Consider the following 18,538-nt stretch of genomic DNA (forward strand, 5'->3'; position numbering starts at 1 on the left):
TGTGACGGTCCGCCTTTCGGTCAGCCTGTGGCATCCCGCCTTGCGCTGCCCGGATGACATCTGTCATTCTCGCTTCCCCACCGGTGATGATCACCCGGTCGGTACATGGGGGACAGAATGCTTACCCGCTCGCGCCCACTCCGACGGATCGTGGCGCTGCTGGCCGTGACCGCACTCAGCGCCACCGGGACCGCCGTACCGGTGGCCGCACCGGCCTTCGCGGCCGGCACCACGCTGCAGTCCGAGCAGAGCGAACGACCCCCGGCAGTGAGTTCGTCCGCGTATCCGGCGTACCCCAACTCACCCAACCTCGACTACACCGTCGGGGTGGCAGGCAGGTTCACGTTCCTCTCGTGGCGCACCGACACGGTGGGGTTCGCCTGGCGGCTCGGCGAGGACGGCCCATCCGGCACCGTCCCAGTCGCCGCGCGCCAGGGAAGTGCGTCGATCACCCCGGACCGTGCGGGACGGCAGACGCTGTACGTCCGGGACGTGACCGCCGACGGTGCACAACTGACGGAGATGGCGTACGCGTTCGATGTGGACAATGGCCCACGGCTCGTCGATCCGGGCGAGGACGGGACGGAGTTGGTGGTCGGGGAGTCGCGCACGGTACGTCTGCGGCCGGGGGCACCGGATGTCGTGTCCTACACGTACCAGATGCGCGACGTGTGGGGGCAGACGCGCGGCACGGGTAGCGTGGCCGCGCGCCCGGACGGGACCGCAGATCTCACCTGGACGGTCACCCACCACGAGATCAGATCCTTGCTGGTCCAGAGTGTGAGCGCCGACGGGACGGTCTCCGTGTCCCGCTACCTCGGGTACATCGTCGACGGTGCGGCACCGACCGTCTCGCGGACCCCCGGCGTGGGCTGGGTGGAACCAACCACCTTCACCGCTCGTACCCGAATGGCGAACCCGGTCGAGTACGTGGTCACGGTCAACTCCGACGCGGCGAGCCGTCAGACCCTGACGCCCGGGGCCGACGGCAGCGCCACCTTCGAGCTCCTGCCCACCGTCAAGGGCTCCCACTACATCACTGTCTACGCCCGGAACGCCGCCGGTGTGCAGACGAGTACCGCCACCATCCTCTGGTCGGTCTCCAACCGCCCCCCGGTCACCTCGACCGCGTTCCCGGCGGACGGCGTCGGCCGGGTGTGGCCGGGCTCCTTCACCTTCACCGCCGGGATGCCCGGTACGACCGCGTTCCGTTACCGGATCAACGAAGGTCCGGTGACCACCCTCCCGGCCGGCCCGGACGGAACGGCCACCCTCTCCTGGACGCCACCCGGGGTCGGCGAGTACGAGCTGCTCGCCTGGAGTACGACGGCGACGGGCAGCACCTCGTCGGTCACCGAACACCGGTTCCGGATCGCGCATCGCCCGGTCTCCCTCAGTGACGTGAGTCCGCCCTCGGTGGCCACCGGCAAGGTGCACATGCTGGAGCTGACGGGCTTCGACCTGCACAAGGACGACGTCGTCGAGGTCACGCCGGCCGGTGGGAAGCCGGTGCGGGCGCAGGTCCACCAGGTGACCGGGGATCGCGTACGGATGCTGGCCTTCGTCGACCTGGCCGGTGCGGCCACCGGCCCGGCGACGGTGACGCTGACCCCGCACGACGAGCTCGGGTACTCGGTGACGATGCCCGTCACGCTGCAGATCGTCGCTCCGCCCCCGCCGAAGGCCACGACGCTGCCGGCGATCACCGGGACGGTCGCCGTCGGCCGCGTCGTGAAGGCCGGTACCGGGACCTGGACGCCCAGCCCGACGTCGTACCGGTACCAGTGGGCGGCGAACGGCACCGCGATCAAGGGTGCCACCGGTGCGTCGCTCACCATCCCCGCCTCCCTGCTCGGCAAGAAGCTCACGGTCACCGTGACGGCAGTCCGGGCCGGTCACCCGAACGGCACGGCCACCTCGAAGTCCACAGTCGCGATCGCCAAGGGCGTGGCACCCAAGGCGACGAAGAAGCCCAAGGTCACCGGTACGGCCAAAGTCGGCCGGACGGTGACCGCCTCCGTCGGCACCTGGTCGCCGAAGGCGGACTCCTACCGGTACGAGTGGCGGCTGAACGGAAAGGTGATCAAGGGTAAGACGGGCAAGACGCTGAAGCTGACGTCCTCGATGCGCAACAAGAAGCTCACCGTCACCGTGATCGCCCGCAAGGCAGGGTACGCGGACGGCAAGTCCACAAGCGCGTCGGTCACCGTACGCCGCTGAGCACGCCATCGGTCGACTGCTCAGCGGCAACCTCGGCCGGGGCGGTCGGACGCTCGGCGTACCAATTGGGCAGCTGGCGTTGCAGGGTGCCGGCGCGATCGTCGCGGTGCTTGTCGTGGTCGGGCTGGGGGTGCTCTTCCTTCGGTCCAACACGGCGGTGGAGGAGCTGCGCGCCAGCTGAGCGACTCGGTTCGCCACGGGCGAGCCTCCTCAGACAGGCTTGGCGGACCAGGTGGCGTCGGCCCGTAGGTAGGTGAGCGTCGCCAGCACCCGGCGGTTGGTGCCGTCGTCCGGTGGCAGGCCGAGCTTGGCCAGGATGTTGCCGATGTGCTTGCCGACCGCCGCCTCCGTGACGTGCAGGCGGCCGGCGATCGCCGCGTTCGACCGCCCCTCGGCGACAAGTACGAGCACCTCCCGCTCGCGGGCGGAGAGGGCGGCGAGCGGGTCGCGGGGGCGGTGCAGCAGCCGGCGGACCACGTCGGGATCGACCACCGTGCCGCCGCCGACGACGGTACGCAGGTTGTCGACGAACTCGGTGACCTCGGCGACCCGGTCCTTGAGCAGGTAGCCGACCCGACGGCCGTCGGCGCTGGCGAGCAGCGCGGAGGCGTACTCGGGCTGCACGTGCTGGCTCAGCACCACCACGGCCAGACCGGGCTGCTCGGCGCGCAGCTCCACCGCCGCGCGTAGCCCGTCGTCCCGCTGCCGGGGCGGCATCCGGATGTCGGTCACCACCAGGTCCGGCCGGTGCGCGCGGACGGCGTCCACAAGTGCGGGGGCGGTGCCGACGGCGTCGAGCACGTCGAAGCCGAAGCGGGCGAGCAGGGCCACCAGTCCTTCCCGCAGCAGCACCTCGTCCTCCGCGAGCACGACCCGGGTCACGCCTTGCACGGTAGCTCCACCCGGACGACAGTGGGGCCGCCGGGCGGGCTGGCCAGCAGCAGCCGGCCCTCGGCGGCGGCCACCCGGTCGGCGAGCCCGGTCAACCCGCTGCCCCGCGCCGGGTCCGCGCCGCCCCGGCCGTCGTCGCTGATCTCGACGACCAGCTCGGTGCCGGTGTCGATGAGCCGGACCTCGGCGCGAGTCGCCCCGGCGTGCCGGGCCACGTTGCCGAGCGCCTCCGACACCACGAAGTACGCAGTCGTCTCGACCGTCTCGGGCACCGCCCGCCGCAGGTCGGCGTGCACCTCGACGGGGATGGTCGCCTCGTCGGCGAGTTCCCGGACCGCACCGGCCAGCCCCAGGTCGGTGAGGCTCTGCGGCCGGATGCCCTGGACGATCTGCCGGAGCAGCACCATCAGTCCCTTCGCCTGCTCGTGTGCCACGGCGAGCGGCCGGGCGGCCGGCGAGTCCTCCGGCACGTCCAGCCGGGCCAGGCCGAGCTGAAGGCTGAGGCTGGTCAGCCGGGGATGCGCGCCGTCGTGCAGGTCACGTTCGATGCGCCGCCGTTCCGCCTCGTAGGCGTCGACCAACCGGGCGCGTGACCGGGTCACCTCGCGCAGCGCGAGGCCGTCGTGGGCGCCCCGCAGCAGCCACCGCGCCACGGTGGCCTGAGCCGTGGCGAGCACTCCGGCCGCGTACCAGAGGACCGGCACGAGCAGCACCCCGACGATCGCGTGCGGGATCGTCTCGACGGTCGTGTCCGGGGTGGCCCAGAGCAGGACCACCTGGTCGCCGTTGGCGACCAGGAAAGGGCTGGCGATCAGTACGGCGTCCAGCAGCACCACTATTGTGAAAAGCCAGTACACGGCAGGGACCAGGCCGCCGAGGACGAACAGGTAGGCGGCCTCCCGCCAGGCTGCGCCGGTGGTGTAGCGGGCGGCGAGTCCGCGCCAGGGCGCCGTGGGTAGGTGCCGATTGTCGACCAGACCGAGCCGGTAGCGTTCGAACGCCGCCACCGGCGCGCTGAGCAGCGGTGCCAGCGCCACAATTGTCAGTGCGCCGACGGTCAGGAAGACGGTGAGCGCCAGCGGCACGGGCCGGCCCTGCCGTGCCGCGTTCGTGGCGGCGACAAGGGGTGCCAGCAGGACGAGCAGCCCGAGCGAGAGCACCCCGGCCAGCGGCACGCTTGTGAACAGGTACGCCAGGGCACGCCACGGCCAACCGGTAAGCGAGTAACGGGGCTGCCGCAGGGCCTGGGCGAGATGGGTCGGTGCGGCTGATGTCATACCGCCGACGCTAGTGATCCGACCAGGTCGCCCCCAGCCCGCTGGACACCCTTTCCCGGGTATGGCCAGCACTACCCCGGTCCTCGCCGCAGCGGTAGTGCGCCCGCACCACGGCATCGACTGAACTGGACGCATGCCTGTTCACCGTCTGGGTCCCTACGCCCTGCTGCTCGCCGCGCCGCTGTTCGCCGCCGGGATCGCGGTGACCGGCCGGGGATGGCGGCATCCGCCGTACGACTGGCGTACCCACAACATCAGTGACCTCGGGAACGTCGCCTGTGGCGTCTGGGACAGCAGCCGACCACGTCCGGTCTGCTCGCCGTGGCATCCGCTGATGAACGGCACGATGATCGCGACAGGGTTCCTCATCATCGCCGGTCTGCTGCTCAGTTGGTCGATGCTCGGCCGTGGTGCGGCCGTACGGGCCGTGCAGCTCGCGGCGCTGGCAGGTGCCGGCGGATACGTGTTGGCCGGCGTCTACCCGGCGGACGTCGACGAGAATCGGCACTTCCTGGCCGCGTTGCTGGTGTTCGGTGCGGGCAACGGGGCGCTGCTGCTCGCGGCGCTGCCACAGCGGTCCTCGGTGCTCGGTCCGGCCCGTCGGATCAATCTTCTGCTCGGCCTGACCGGGGCCGCCGGAACGCTGCTCTTCCTCGGGCAGGTGGATCTCGGCCTCGGCGTCGGCGGGATGGAGCGGGTGGCGGTGCTGCCGTTTCTGCTCTGGACGGTCGTTATCGGGAGCGGGCTCGGTCCTCGTCCCGAGGCGGAGCGGGCGGCCCGGCCTGATGTCCCGGCGACGCAGTCGCGTCACTGAGACACCAGGCCGGTGGACGGTCAGGCGCGGCCGAGGCGGTCCAGGGTCCAGGCGTTTATGAACGCCTCCTCTCGCCAGGCGTCGTAGCGCCCGCTCGGTCCGCCGTGACCCGCCTCCATCTCGGTCTTGAGCAGATACTCGCCCTGCGGCGCGACCGCCCGCAGCCGTGCGATCCACTTCGCCGGCTCGTGGTAGAGCACCCGCGTGTCGTTGAGGCTGGTCATCGCCAGGATCGCCGGGTAGTCCAGGGCGGCGACGTTCTCGTACGGGGTGTACGACTTCATGTACGCGTACACCTCGGGGTCGGCCAGCGGGTTGCCCCACTCCTCCCATTCGGTGACGGTGAGCGGCAACGACGGGTCCAGGATCGTGTTGAGCGCGTCCACGAACGGCACCTGCGCGACGATCCCGGCGAAGGCGTCCGGCGCCAGGTTGGCCACCGCGCCCATCAGCAGCCCACCGGCCGAGCCGCCCCGGGCGACCAGCCGGTCCGGCGCCGTCCAGCCCGCCTTGGCCAGGTGCCGGGCGCAGGCCACGAAGTCGGTGAAGGTGTTCTTCTTGGCGAGCATCTTGCCGTGGTCGTACCAACGGCGACCCAGCTCGCCGCCGCCCCGGATGTGCGCCACCGCGAAGATCACCCCACGGTCCAGCAGGGACAGTCGGCCGACCGAGAACCACGGGTCCATGCTCGCCTCGTACGAGCCGTAGCCGTAGATGACGCAGGGCGCCGAACCGTCCCGGGGGGTGCCACGCCGGTAGACCAGCGAGATCGGCACCTTGGTCCCGTCGTCGGCAAGTGCCCAGTCGCGCTGCTGCTCGTAGTCTTCCGGCCGGTACACCTGACCGTCGGGCCCGGGCAGCACCGGCCGCTGACGCAGCAGCGTCATCTCGCGGGTGACCAGGTCGTAGTCGTACACCGAATCGGGCGTGACGAGCGAGGTGTAGCGCAGCCGCAGCCGCCCGGTGCGGTACTCGGGGTTGGCGTCCAGACCCACTGTGTGCAGCGGCTCCGGGAACTCGATGTCGTGGGCGTCGCCGCCGCCGACCGGCAGCACCCGCAGCCCGGTGAGGCCGTTGCTGCGTACCGTGACGACCAGGTGGTCGGCGAAGGCGTCGACCGACTCCAGTCGGGTGCCCGGGGCGTGCTCGATCAGCGGCACCCAGTCGCCCGGGGCGTCGGCAGAGGTGTACGCCAGGGCGAAGTCCTCGGCACCGTCGTTGTGCAGGATCAGGAACCGGTGACCGTGGTGCTCCACCGAGTACTCGACACCCTGCCGGCGGGGCGCGATCACCGCGGGCTCGCCCGTCGGGTTGCCGGCCGGGATCACCCGTACCTCGCTGGTGAGCTTGCTGGCGATGTCGATGAGGATGAACCGCTCCGAGCGGGTCAGCTCGACCCCTACCCAGAACCGCTCGTCGTCCTCGGCGTGCACGATCACGTCCTCGGCGGCGGCGGTGCCGATCACGTGTCGCCAGACCCGGTGGGGCCGCCACGCCTCGTCGACTGTGACGTAGAACAGCACCGAGGCGTCGGCGGACCACGCGGTGCCGTAGAACGTGCCGGGAATCTCGTCGGGCAGCAGCTCACCGGTGCTGAGGTCCTTGACCCGCAGGGTGAACCGCTCGTCGCCGGAGAAGTCGGTGGAGTAGGCCAGGTAGCGCCCGTCGGGGCTGATGTCGAAGGCGCCCAGGGCGAAGAAGTCGTGCCCCTCGGCCAACTGGTTGCCGTCGAGCAGCACCTGCTCGCCGTCCAGCGGGGCACCGTCCGCGCTGATCGGCGGGGTGGTCTCGTCGGGGCGGACCGCCCGGCGGCAGTGCACGCCGTACTGCTGGCCCTCGACCGTGCGGGTGTAGTACCAGTGCGCACCCTTGCGGGTCGGCACGGACAGATCGGTCTCCTGGGTACGTCGCCGGATCTCCTCGAACAACTGTGTTCGCAGCCCGGACAGGTGTGCCGTCCGGGCCTCGGTCCAGGCGTTCTCGGCGTTCAGATAGTTGATCGTTTCGGGATCGTCCTTGGTGGCGAGCCAGGCGTACTCGTCGACGAAAGTGTCGCCGTGGTGGACGCGTTCGGTCGGCACCCGCCTGGCCGCGGGAACGGGGGTCTCGGTGGTCACGGCGCCACGTTACCGGCCGTAGCGGCCTGTGGTGCGGCGCAATTGTGCACCCGATCGTTCGAACACATGTACGATCGCCGGCATGGTGCCACCCCGTTCCACCGGTGCGTCCGGTGTCCGCGACATCACCCGCCGGCTGACCGAGATCTGCGGCCCGCGCTTCGCCCGCCTCGCCGGCCCCGCCGACGAGGTGGCCGGGAGCACGGCCCGCTGGGTGGCGGTGCCGGGCGGCCCGCACGCCGCCGCGCAGGTGTTGCGGCTGGCCGCCGGGCACGACCTGACCGTGGTGCCCCGTGGGGCCGGCACCAAGATCGACTGGGGTGCGCCACCAGAACGGGTCGACATCATGCTCGACACGGGGAGACTGGCCGGCATCGGCCACCAGCCGCCGGACCGGGGCACGGCCGAGATCGGCGCCGGCACGCCGCTGCGCGCGGTACAGGCCACCCTGGAGCGCACCGGCCAGCGGCTCGCGTTGGACGCCCCCTCGCCGGGTGCCACCCTCGGTGGGGTGCTGGCGGCGGATGAGGCCGGCCCGCTGCGACACCGCCACGGCACTGCCTGTGACCAGCTCATCGGCCTGCGCTACCTGGCCGCCGACGGTGAGTTGGCCGAGGTGGCCGGCGGGGCGGCCGGGCTGGCCGAAGCGCGTCTGCTGTGCGGCTCGGAGGGGGCGCTGGGCGTGCTGGTCAGCGCAACGCTGCGGGTGCAGACGGTGCCAGCCGCTCGGGTGTGGGTGACCCGACCGGTGTGGACCCCGCTGGAGGTGCACGATCTGATCGGGGCGGTGCTCGCCGCCCGGCTCGACCCGGCCGCGATCGAGATCGACCTGCCGGTCGGCACCGGCTGCCGGCCACGGCGGGACCGTCGCGCCGAGTCGATGGCGCTCCACCCGTCGATGACCGGGCGCGCGTCCACCGGTCCGACGGGTACCGGTTCGCTCGTGGTGCTGCTGGAAGGCGGTCCCGCCGAGGTGGCAGAGCGCACCGACCGGCTGGTCGCCATCTTCGGCTCCGGCTCGACGGTCGCGCGGACGGCACCGCCGTGGTGGCGCAGCTACCCCTTCGCCCCCGGCGACACGGCACTGCGACTGGAGGTGCCGATAACCGACCTGCACGCCGCCGTCTACGCCCTGCGCGACGCGGCCGGCGGGCCGGTGCCGGTTCGCGGCTCGGCCGGGCTCGGGGTGGTGCACGCCGCCCTGCCCGGCACGATGTCACCGGGTCGGGTCGCGTCGATCCTGGCCGCGGTGCGTGGCGTGCTTCTCGCCCGACGGGGCCGGTGCGTGGTGCTCGCCGCCCCGCCGGCCGTCCGACGCACAGTCGACCTCTGGGGCGAGCGGGCCGACCTCGCCCAGCTACGCGCCGTCAAGCAGCACCTCGACCCGGCCCACCGCCTGGCCCCCGGCCGCCTCCCCGGCGGCCTCTGACCCGCCCCGACCACCCCCAGCCCCGCGCGGGGCGCGGGGTCAGACGGCGACGGCGTCGTTGCGGAGGACGAGGATGGCGATGTCGTCGCGGGGTTCCTCGACCGAGAAGTTGATCGCGGTGGCGCGCAGTCGGGCCGCCACCACGTCCGCCGAGTAGCCGGCCAGCGGGGCGGCGGCGTCGCGCAGCCGTCCGGTGCCGAACAACTCCCGGCCGCGGCGGCGCTCGGTCACGCCGTCGGTGTAGAAGACCAGGCAGTCGCCCGGGTCGAGGGCGAGTTGCGCGGTGGGTGAGGCGATCGTGTCGAGCAACCCGAGTGCGGTACCGCCGGTGCCGACGAACGCGGCCGGTCCGCCGCTGGACCGCAGCAGCACCGGCCGGTCGTGCCCAGCCAGGTGCAGCCCGACATCGAGTCGGTCGCCCTCACCCGGCCCGACCGCTGCCAGCGCGAGGGTGCAGTAGCGGCCGGCGCCCCGCTCGACGAGCGTTTCATTGAGCCGGGCCAGCACCTCGGGCAGCGGCTTGCCGTCGCCGGCCAGCACCCGGATCACGTCCCGCACCAGCCCGGTGACCGCTGCGGCCTGCACTCCCTTGCCGGAGACGTCGCCGATCACCACCAGCCAGCGTCCGTCCGGCAGCGGCACCACGTCGTAGAAGTCGCCACCGACGTCGACGTCCCCGCCGGTCGGCACGTACTCGGCGGCGAAGCCGATGCCCTCCACCACCGGCAGGACCGGCGGCAGCAACGACTGTTGGAGGGTCTGCGCCACCCGGCGGCGTTCGGCGTGGATGCGGGCGTTCTCGATGGCGAGGGCGGAGCGTCGGGCCACGTCCTCCAGCACCGCGATCTCGTCCGGGTCCTGCCGGTGCCGCTGGTGCCGTCCGACGGCCAGCGTGCCGAGGCGCTGACCACGGGCGATCAGCGGTACGGCGAAGCCCTCCATCGGCGCGCCGAGCGGGGTCCGGGTGCCGTTGCGGCTGGCCTCGCGCAGCCGGGCCTGGATGGAGTCGGGGCCGGCCTCGCGGAGCGTGGCGTGCAGTTGCGGCAGCATCGACTCGTCGGCGTGGCTGGCCGCCGCGAGCCGGAGCCGACCCCACTCGTCGGTGGTGTGCACCGCGCACCACTGGCCGAGCCGGGGCACCACGAGCTGCGGGATGAGCGCCATTGTCAGTTCCACGTCCAGCGACTGGGCGAGCAGTTCGCTGGCCTCGGCGAGGAATGTCAGCCACGCCTGCCGGCGTACGTCCGCGCGGCGCAGCCGGTCGTTCTCCAGGTGCAGCGAGAGCCGCTCGGCGGTCAGCACCGCGAGCGGCTGGGCGTACGCGGTGGGCGCGGCGTCCAGTTCCAGTTCCCCGGCGTACGGGCGGTGCACCGCCAACGGCACCCGGAGCAGGTCGTTGCCGGCCCGGGGCTGGCGGCCGTACCGAGCGAGGATCTGGGGTCCCTGGCCGTCGCCGCGGTCCAGTCGGACCACCCCACCGGCGGCGCCGACCATCTCCGCCACCCGGGTGAGCAGTCCGGCGGCGAAGTCCGGCAGCGGGTCCTCGGCGTACGGATCAGGGGTGGTCTGCATCAGCGCGTTCATCGCACCGGCGCTCGGCACCCCGGTCTGCCCGGAGTTGTCCACGGGGCCGGCGCTCGCTGGTGGCGCGGGTGTCGCCGGTCCCGTCTCCTTGCGGTCGGCCCGGTCCAGCCGGAACCACACACCCTTGCCGGTGCGCAGGTAGGTGGTGCCCCACCGGCTGGCGAAGTGGTCGACAAGCAGCAGCCCGCGCCCCCGTTCGGCGACCTCGGCGATGTCGGTGGAGAGGTTGCGTACGCCGACGGTCAGCTCGTCGACCGGACCGGCGGCGAAGTCGGAGACCGTCACGGTCAGCCCCGCCTGGTCGGCGGTGACCTCGATGTCCAGTTCGGTACGGGCGTGCTCGACGGCGTTCGTGGACAGCTCCGTGGTCAACAGGAGTGCCTCGTTGAGCAGTTCGTCCAGGTCCGCCTCCGCGAGCACGGACCGGACGACCGCGCGCGCGGCGGCCGGCGTACGGCGGTCGGCGGGAAGCCGGACGCGCCGCACGTGCTCGTCTGGGCCCGTCTTCGCCGCGGGCCCCGCCTCCGCTGACACCCTCGTATCCTCCACCGACACCCCTGAAGTGCCAAGCCGATCACCACCGGTTCTTTGCCGTCTGGCGGTGCCGTGCCGTGGCGTTTTCGAGGTCACGGGGACAATGATGGGGTGGCCGGCGGGAGCCGGTGGACCCCGAGGTGAGCGAGGAATGATGACCACGGCGAAACAGTCGGTGACCGCGGAGACCTCCGCCGCCGACCACGAGGCGGTCCTCACCGAGCTGGCGGAGGCGCTGCGGCGGGTCCGTGGCGGCGACCTCAAGGTGCGGTTGCCCCGGCGCTCGGGCGCGGCCGGCGAGGTGGCGGACGCCTTCAACGACGTGGTGTCGCTCCAGGAGCGGCAGCATCTGGATCTGCGCCGGATCAGTCGGGTCGTGGGCCGCGACGGCCGGCTGACCGAGCGGCTGGACGAGGAGGGCCTGGACGGCTCGTGGGCGGAGGGTCAGCGGGCGGTCAACTCGCTCATCGACGACCTGGGCCGACCCACCACCGAGATCGCCCGGGTGATCGTGGCGGTCGCCGACGGTGACCTCACCCAGCACATGGCGCTGGAGATCGACGGTCGTCCGCTGCGTGGTGAGTACCTGCGCATCGGTCGCACGGTCAACACCATGGTCGACCAGCTCTCGTCCTTCTCCAACGAGGTGACCCGGGTGGCCCGGGAGGTGGGCACCGAGGGCAAGCTGGGTGGCCAGGCCGACGTCCGCGGCGTCGCCGGCACCTGGAAGGACCTCACCGACTCGGTGAACACCATGGCGTCGAACCTGACCGGCCAGGTCCGGTCGATCTCCCAGGTGGCGACGGCGGTGGCCAAGGGTGACCTCTCCCAGAAGATCACCGTCAGCGCGCGCGGCGAGGTCGCCGAGCTGGCCGACACGATGAACTCGCTCACCGACACGCTGCGGCTCTTCGCCGAGCAGGTGACGCGGGTGGCCCGTGAGGTGGGTACCGAGGGCAAGCTGGGCGGTCAGGCGGAGGTGCCGGGCGTCGCGGGCACCTGGAAGGACCTGACCGACAGCGTCAACTCGATGGCGTCGAACCTGACCGCCCAGGTGCGCAACATCGCCCAGGTCTCCACGGCGGTCGCCCGCGGTGACCTGTCGCAGAAGATCACCGTGGCCGCGCAGGGCGAGATCCTGGAACTCAAGGACACCGTCAACACGATGGTGGATCAGTTGTCGTCGTTCGCCGACGAGGTGACCCGGGTGGCCCGTGAGGTGGGTACCGAGGGCAAGCTGGGCGGTCAGGCGCAGGTGCGCGGCGTCTCCGGCACCTGGCGGGACCTCACCGAGAACGTCAACCAGCTCGCCGGCAACCTGACCAGCCAGGTCCGCAACATCTCCCAGGTCTCCACGGCCGTGGCCAAGGGTGACCTGAGCCAGAAGATCACGGTGGACGCCCGGGGCGAGATCCTGGAGCTGAAGAACACCGTCAACACGATGGTGGATCAGTTGTCGTCGTTCGCCGACGAGGTGACCCGGGTGGCCCGTGAGGTGGGTACCGAGGGCAAGTTGGGCGGTCAGGCGCAGGTCAAGGGCGTCAGCGGTACGTGGCGGGATCTGACCGACAACGTGAACTCGATGGCGTCGAACCTGACCAGTCAGGTGCGGAACATCGCCTCGGTCACCACGGCCGTGGCGCGGGGTGACCTGTCGCAGAAGATCACGGTGGATGCCCGGGGTGAGATCCTGGAGCTGAAGTCGACGGTGAACACGATGGTGGATCAGTTGTCGTCGTTCGCCGACGAGGTGACCCGGGTGGCCCGCGAGGTGGGTACGGAGGGCAACCTCGGCGGTCAGGCGCAGGTCAAGGGCGTCAGCGGTACGTGGCGGGATCTGACCGACAACGTGAACTCGATGGCGTCGAACCTGACCGCCCAGGTGCGGAACATCGCGCAGGTTTCCACAGCGGTGGCCAAGGGCGACCTGAGCCAGAAGATCACGGTGGATGCCCGGGGTGAGATCCTGGAGCTGAAGTCGACGGTGAACACGATGGTGGATCAGCTGTCGTCGTTCGCCGACGAGGTGACCCGGGTGGCCCGCGAGGTGGGTACCGAGGGCAAGCTCGGTGGTCAGGCGCAGGTACGCGGGGTCGCCGGCACCTGGCGGGACCTGACCGACAACGTGAACTCGATGGCGTCGAACCTGACCAGTCAGGTGCGGAACATCGCCTCGGTCACCACGGCGGTGGCCAACGGCGACCTGTCGCAGAAGATCACGGTCGACGCGCAGGGTGAGATCCTGGAGCTGAAGAACACCGTCAACACGATGGTGGATCAGTTGTCGTCGTTCGCCGACGAGGTGACCCGGGTGGCCCGTGAGGTGGGTACCGAGGGCAAGCTCGGTGGCCAGGCCCAGGTCAAGGGGGTCTCCGGCACCTGGCGGGATCTCACCGAGAACGTCAACCAGCTCGCCTCGACGCTCACCACCCAGCTCCGGGCGATCGCCCGGGTCTCGACGTCGGTGACCCGGGGCGACCTCACCCAGCGGATCGCGGTGAAGGCGCAGGGCGAGGTCGCCGAGCTGAAGGACAACATCAACCAGATGATCGTCACCCTGCGGGAGACGACCCACAAGAACGCCGAGCAGGGGTGGCTCGACTCCAACCTGGCCCGCATCGGTGGCCTGCTACAGGGCCAGCGCGACCTCGGCGAGGTCTGCCGGATGATCATGCAGGAGGTGACTCCGCTCGTCGACGCGCAGCTGGGTGCCTTCTTCCTGGCGGACAACTCCGAGGGGGTCATGCGGCTGCGCCTCACCGCCTCGTACGGCTACGTCTCGCGGGGCCACGACGTGACCTTCGGGCCGGGCGAGGGGCTTGTCGGCCAGGCCGCACTGTCCCGGCGCACCATCCGGGTCGGAGCCGTACCGGACGGCCGGATCACGTTGCGTTCCGGGCTGGCAGACACGCCACCGGCGGACCTGGTGGTCCTGCCCGTCCTCTTCGAGGGTGAGCTGCTCGGCGTGATCGAGTTCGCCACCGTGACGCCCTTCTCCGAGCTGCACCTGTCGTTCCTGGAGCGGCTGGTCTCCACAATCGGCATCGCGGTCAACACCATCCAGGCGAACCGGCGTACGGAGGAACTGCTCGCCCAGTCGCAGCGGTTGGCGCACGAGTTGCAGGAGCAGTCGGCCGAGTTGCAGCGGACCAACGCCGAACTGGAGGACAAGGCCAAGCTGCTGTCGGAGCAGAAGGCGAACATCGAGACCCAGAACCGGGAGATCGAACTGGCCCGGCTCGGCCTGGAGGACAAGGCGCAGCAGTTGACCCGGGCCTCGGCGTACAAGTCGGAGTTCCTGGCGAACATGAGCCACGAGCTGCGTACGCCGCTGAACTCGCTGCTGCTGCTGGCCCGGCTGCTGATGGAGAACTCGGAGCAGAACCTCACCCCGAAGCAGATCGAGTTCGCCCGTACGATCCACGGCTCGGGGTCGGACCTGCTGCGCCTGATCGACGACATCCTGGACCTGTCGAAGATCGAGGCCGGGCGGATGGACGTCGAGCCGACCGAGGTCCGGTTCACCGAGATCTGCAACTACGTGGAGCAGGCCTTCTCCCCGCAGGCCGAGGAGAAGGGCCTGGACTTCCAGGTACGCATCGGCAAGGACCTGCCGCCGGCCGTGGTGACCGATGCGCAGCGGCTTCAGCAGATCCTGCGCAACCTGCTGTCCAACGCGGTCAAGTTCACCGACAACGGTGCGGTGACCCTGCGCATCTCGCGGGCTCCGGAGCACGCGGTGTTCGACGTGCCGGCGCTGATCAACGCCCGGCAGGTGATCGCCTTCACGGTGATCGACACCGGTATCGGCATCTCCGACGACAAGCTGTCGCTGATCTTCGAGGCGTTCCAGCAGGCGGACGGGACCACCAGCCGCCGCTACGGCGGCACCGGGCTGGGGCTGTCGATCAGCCGTGATCTGGCCCGGCTGATCGGGGGGACGATCACCGTCGCCTCGGCACCCGGTCAGGGTTCGACGTTCACGCTCTACCTGCCCGACGTGCTGGCACCCGACGCGGTGGTGGCGCCCGCGCCACCGTCGCCGCAGCGGGCGGGCCTGCCGTCGTCGCTGTTGATGCCGCCGATGGAGTTGCTGCCCGAGGCCCCCGAGGCGCCGAGGACCCGTCAGCTGGACGGTGCCACCGTGCTGATCGTCGACGACGACGTGCGTAACGTCTTCGCGCTGACCAGCGCGCTCGAACTGCACGGCATGACGGTGCTGTACGCCGACAACGGAGCCGACGGGGTCCGCCTGTTGGCCGAACACCCGGAGGTCGATATCGTCCTGATGGATGCCATGATGCCCGATCAGGACGGTTACGAGACGACCCGGCAGATCAGGCGCAACCACCGGTTCGCGGACCTGCCGATCGTGTTTTTGACCGCGAAGGCGATGCCGGGGGACCGGGAGTCGGCGATCGCGGCAGGGGCCAGCGACTACATCACCAAGCCGGTCGACCTGGACCAGCTGATCGAGCTGATGGGTACCTGGATCAGTGGCAGCCGTACCGAGGAGGGCTCGTGACGCAGGTGGCGAAGGCGCTGCTGGTCGATGATCGCCGGGAGAACCTGATGGCCCTGGAGGCGATCCTCCAGGGGCTGCCGGTCCAGTCGGTCGCCGTGGAGAGCGGCGAGGCGGCCCTGAAGCAGTTGCTGGTGGACGACTTCGCGGTGATCCTGTTGGACGCCCAGATGCCGGACATGGACGGTTTCGAGACGGCCAGCCACATCAAGCGGCGGGAGCGTACCCGGCACGTCCCGATCATCTTCCTGACCGCTGCCGACCGGGATGCTCAACTTGCCCTGCGTGGCTACGCGGCCGGCGCGGTGGACTACCTCACCAAGCCGTTCGACCCGTGGGTGCTGCGGGCCAAGGTCTCCGTCTTCGTCGATTTGTGGACCAAGACCCGCCAGCTGGCGGCGCAGTCGGAGATGGTGCGCGAGCGTGACGCCCAGTGGCGGCTGCTGACCGACGCGGTCGACGAGGCGACCACGCTGCTCCGCAACGTCGACGACCCGGAGTCCCAGGCCCGCGCCGTGGCCCTCCTCGAACAGGCCCGCTGGGGCACCACCCCCGACTGACCCCCCGCCCCCAACCGCTCACCCCGCCCTTGTTGATCATGAGGTTAGCGGCACGGATGTCTCATTTGTCTGCCGCTAACCTCATGATCAACGAGGTGGGAGCGGGGGTGGGGCAGGGTGGGTGGGGTTAGGTGGTGGTGGCGTCGTTGCGGATCATCAGGGCGCTGCGTAGGCCGGTGATGTCCAGGACGCGTAGCAGGAACTCGCCCACGTTGCTCAGCACGAGCAGGCTCTGCGCGTGGCTGGCCTTGCGGCTGAGGACGACCAGGGTGCCCAGCCCCTGCGAGTCGCAGAACGTCACGCCACCGAGATCGAGGACGATCCGCGGTGGTGGCTCGGTGAGCACCTCGTTGACGACGGTCGACAGCTGGGCGGCCGTTTGCATGTCGATCTCACCGGCAAGGCGCAGCACTGCTTCGTCGCCCGTGCGGTGTACGGTGATGGACAGTTCGGCACGATCCACCGGGTCAGCCTATCGCGATCTCGGTCGCCCGGCCTGTTGAGGCGTGCCGTCCCCGTGCAGCGTGCCGGGGGTGAGCCCGGTAACCCCGGGCCGGGGTGCCTGCCGATCCGCCGTCGGACGCTGACACAATGGCGGCATCGTGACCGAGGTGTTTACCGCCGGATCCGACCGTTACCCGGTCGAAGCGCCGGCCTCAGCGGCCCTGTTCGACCGCGCCTGCGCCATCGTGCCGGGCGGGGTGAATTCCCCTGTGCGCGCCTTCCGCGCGGTCGGCGGCACACCACGCTTCATGGTCCGGGGTGAGGGACCCTGGCTCCACGACGCGGACGGTCGCCGCTACGTCGACCTGGTCTGCTCCTGGGGGCCGTTGATCCTCGGACACGCACACCCCGAGGTGGTCGCGGCGGTGCAGGCCGCCGCCGCGCACGGCACCAGCTTCGGTACGCCCACTCCGGGCGAGGTCGACCTGGCCGACGAGATCGTCGCGCGTACCCCGGTCGAGCAGGTCCGCCTGGTCAACTCGGGTACCGAGGCGACCATGTCGGCGATCCGGCTGGCTCGCGGCTACACCGGCCGGTCGAAGATCATCAAGTTCGCCGGCTGCTACCACGGGCACGTGGACGCGCTGCTGGCCGCCGCCGGTTCCGGCGTGGCCACTCTCGGCCTGCCCGACTCGCCGGGGGTCACCGGCGCGGCGGCCAGCGAGACCATCGTGCTGCCCTACAACGACGTGACCGCCGTCGAGGCGGCCTTCGCCGCCGAGGGCCAGCACATCGCCGCGGTGATCACCGAGGCCGCCCCGGGCAACATGGGCGTGGTCGCCCCCCGCGACGGGTTCAACGCGCAGTTGGCCCGGATCGCGCACGCGCACGGCGCACTGCTCATCGTCGACGAGGTGATGACCGGGTTCCGGGTCTCCCGCGCCGGCTGGCACGGTCTCGACCCGGTCGAGGCGGACCTGTGGACGTACGGCAAGGTCATGGGTGGTGGCCTGCCCGCCGCGGCGTTCGGCGGGCGTGCGGAGATCATGTCGCGACTGGCTCCCGCCGGCCCCGTCTACCAGGCCGGCACCCTCTCCGGGAATCCGCTCGCCTGCGCGGCCGGGCTCACCACGCTGCGGCTCGCCGACGACGCGCTCTACCGCAGGCTGGACGACACCGCCGCCACGGTGGGCAAGCTCGCCACCGACGCGCTGGCCGCCGCCGGGGTTCCGCACCGGCTGTCGTACGCCGGCAACATGTTCTCGATCTTCTTCACCGACGCCGACGTGGTCGACTACGACAGCGCCCGCACCCAGCAGGTGCCGGCGTTCAAGGCGTTCTTCCACGCGATGCTCGCGGCCGGGGTCTACCTGCCGCCGAGCGCGTTCGAGTCCTGGTTCGTCTCGGCGGCGATCGACGACGCGGCCCTGGAGCAGATCGCCGGCGCGCTGCCGGCGGCGGCCAACGCGGCGGCAGCGGCAGGTCACGGGGGGTAGCAGTGAGTAAGACTGTGGTCCACGTGCTTCGGCACGGCGAGGTGTACAACCCGGACGGCATTCTGTACGGCCGCCTGCCCGGTTTCCGCCTCAGTGAACTGGGTGTTCAGATGGCCAAGGCCGCCGCTCAGGGGCTCGCCGAACGTGAGGTCGTGCACGTCGCGGCCAGCCCGCTGGAACGCGCCCAGCAGACCGCCGAACCGATCGCGGCCCAGTTCCGGCTCCCGGTCGGGGTGGACGATCGGCTGATCGAGAGCGCCAACTGGTTCGAGGGCAAGAAGGTCTCGCCCGGCGACGGCTCCTTCCGCGACCCGCGTAACTGGTGGGTGCTGCGTGACCCGGTCACCCCGTCCTGGGGCGAGGCGTACCGGGTCATCGCCGAGCGGATGTTCGCCGCGCTGCACGCCGCCCGGATCGCCGCCGAGGGCCGGGAGGCCGTCCTGGTCTCGCACCAGCTGCCGATCTGGACGCTGCGCCGCTACGTGGAGCGCAAGCGGCTGTGGCACGACCCGCGTCGCCGGCAGTGTTCGCTGGCCTCGCTCACCACGTTCCACTTCGACGGTGCCAAGATCGTCGGGATCGGCTACTCCGAACCGGCGGCACACCTGGTGGCGATGTCGCCGACCGCGCGGACGGCCAAGGGGGCCTGA

At 71.0% G+C, this 18,538-nt stretch carries 12 protein-coding genes; 7 read left to right on the plus strand and 5 right to left on the minus strand.

Annotated features, from left to right (window positions below; all coding sequences use genetic code 11):
- Positions 1 to 105 precede the first annotated feature (105 nt).
- Positions 106 to 2,220, plus strand: a complete 2,115-nt coding sequence (locus tag AB0I71_RS00155) for a hypothetical protein (protein ID WP_357581039.1) — start codon at positions 106 to 108, stop codon at positions 2,218 to 2,220.
- Positions 2,221 to 2,430: 210 nt separating this feature from the next.
- Here the strand turns inward: AB0I71_RS00155 and AB0I71_RS00160 are convergent, their stop codons facing one another.
- Both AB0I71_RS00160 and AB0I71_RS00165 read right to left on the minus strand, forming a co-directional pair.
- On the minus strand, positions 2,431 to 3,111 hold the full coding sequence (locus AB0I71_RS00160) for a response regulator transcription factor (protein WP_357581040.1): 681 nt from the start codon (positions 3,109 to 3,111) through the stop codon (positions 2,431 to 2,433).
- The gene (locus AB0I71_RS00165) at positions 3,099 to 4,388 is read right to left on the minus strand and encodes a sensor histidine kinase (RefSeq protein ID WP_357581041.1); all 1,290 of its coding nucleotides are present in this window, start codon (positions 4,386 to 4,388) and stop codon (positions 3,099 to 3,101) included. Before AB0I71_RS00165 ends, AB0I71_RS00160 begins: the two co-directional genes overlap by 13 nt.
- A 133-nt stretch (positions 4,389 to 4,521) precedes the next feature.
- Between AB0I71_RS00165 and AB0I71_RS00170 the strand changes: the two genes are divergently transcribed.
- Positions 4,522 to 5,202: a DUF998 domain-containing protein gene (locus tag AB0I71_RS00170; protein WP_357581042.1), complete on the plus strand. Its 681-nt coding sequence runs from the start codon at positions 4,522 to 4,524 to the stop codon at positions 5,200 to 5,202.
- 20 nt (positions 5,203 to 5,222) lie between these two features.
- Here the strand turns inward: AB0I71_RS00170 and AB0I71_RS00175 are convergent, their stop codons facing one another.
- Positions 5,223 to 7,319, minus strand: coding sequence for a S9 family peptidase (locus AB0I71_RS00175; RefSeq protein WP_357581043.1), 2,097 nt, complete (start codon positions 7,317 to 7,319; stop codon positions 5,223 to 5,225).
- Positions 7,320 to 7,401: 82 nt separating this feature from the next.
- On the opposite strand from AB0I71_RS00175, the gene AB0I71_RS00180 reads away from it, so the two are divergent.
- The gene (locus tag AB0I71_RS00180; protein ID WP_357581044.1) at positions 7,402 to 8,748 is read left to right on the plus strand and encodes an FAD-binding oxidoreductase; all 1,347 of its coding nucleotides are present in this window, start codon (positions 7,402 to 7,404) and stop codon (positions 8,746 to 8,748) included.
- 39 nt (positions 8,749 to 8,787) lie between these two features.
- Here AB0I71_RS00180 and AB0I71_RS00185 read toward each other — a convergent pair whose 3' ends face one another.
- Entirely contained in the window at positions 8,788 to 10,866 is a 2,079-nt protein-coding gene (locus AB0I71_RS00185; protein WP_357581045.1) for a SpoIIE family protein phosphatase, read from the minus strand.
- A gap of 154 nt (positions 10,867 to 11,020) precedes the next feature.
- Between AB0I71_RS00185 and AB0I71_RS00190 the strand changes: the two genes are divergently transcribed.
- Positions 11,021 to 15,391: a HAMP domain-containing protein gene (locus tag AB0I71_RS00190; protein ID WP_357581046.1), complete on the plus strand. Its 4,371-nt coding sequence runs from the start codon at positions 11,021 to 11,023 to the stop codon at positions 15,389 to 15,391.
- Positions 15,388 to 15,948: a response regulator gene (locus AB0I71_RS00195; RefSeq protein WP_357581047.1), complete on the plus strand. Its 561-nt coding sequence runs from the start codon at positions 15,388 to 15,390 to the stop codon at positions 15,946 to 15,948. The genes AB0I71_RS00190 and AB0I71_RS00195 overlap by 4 nt, the downstream gene beginning before the upstream one ends.
- Positions 15,949 to 16,075: 127 nt before the next feature.
- Here AB0I71_RS00195 and AB0I71_RS00200 read toward each other — a convergent pair whose 3' ends face one another.
- On the minus strand, positions 16,076 to 16,411 hold the full coding sequence (locus AB0I71_RS00200) for an STAS domain-containing protein (protein ID WP_357581048.1): 336 nt from the start codon (positions 16,409 to 16,411) through the stop codon (positions 16,076 to 16,078).
- A gap of 139 nt (positions 16,412 to 16,550) precedes the next feature.
- On the opposite strand from AB0I71_RS00200, the gene hemL reads away from it, so the two are divergent.
- Both hemL and AB0I71_RS00210 read left to right on the plus strand, forming a co-directional pair.
- A complete protein-coding gene (gene hemL, locus AB0I71_RS00205) occupies positions 16,551 to 17,888 on the plus strand; it encodes a glutamate-1-semialdehyde 2,1-aminomutase (RefSeq protein WP_357581049.1) in 1,338 nt (445 codons plus the stop codon).
- Between the two features lie 2 nt (positions 17,889 to 17,890).
- Complete coding sequence (locus tag AB0I71_RS00210) at positions 17,891 to 18,538, plus strand: histidine phosphatase family protein (RefSeq protein ID WP_357581050.1); 648 nt, start codon at positions 17,891 to 17,893, stop codon at positions 18,536 to 18,538.

The sequence above is a fragment of the Micromonospora sp. NPDC049891 genome (genome assembly GCF_040660295.1).
GTDB lineage: Bacteria > Actinomycetota > Actinomycetes > Mycobacteriales > Micromonosporaceae > Micromonospora.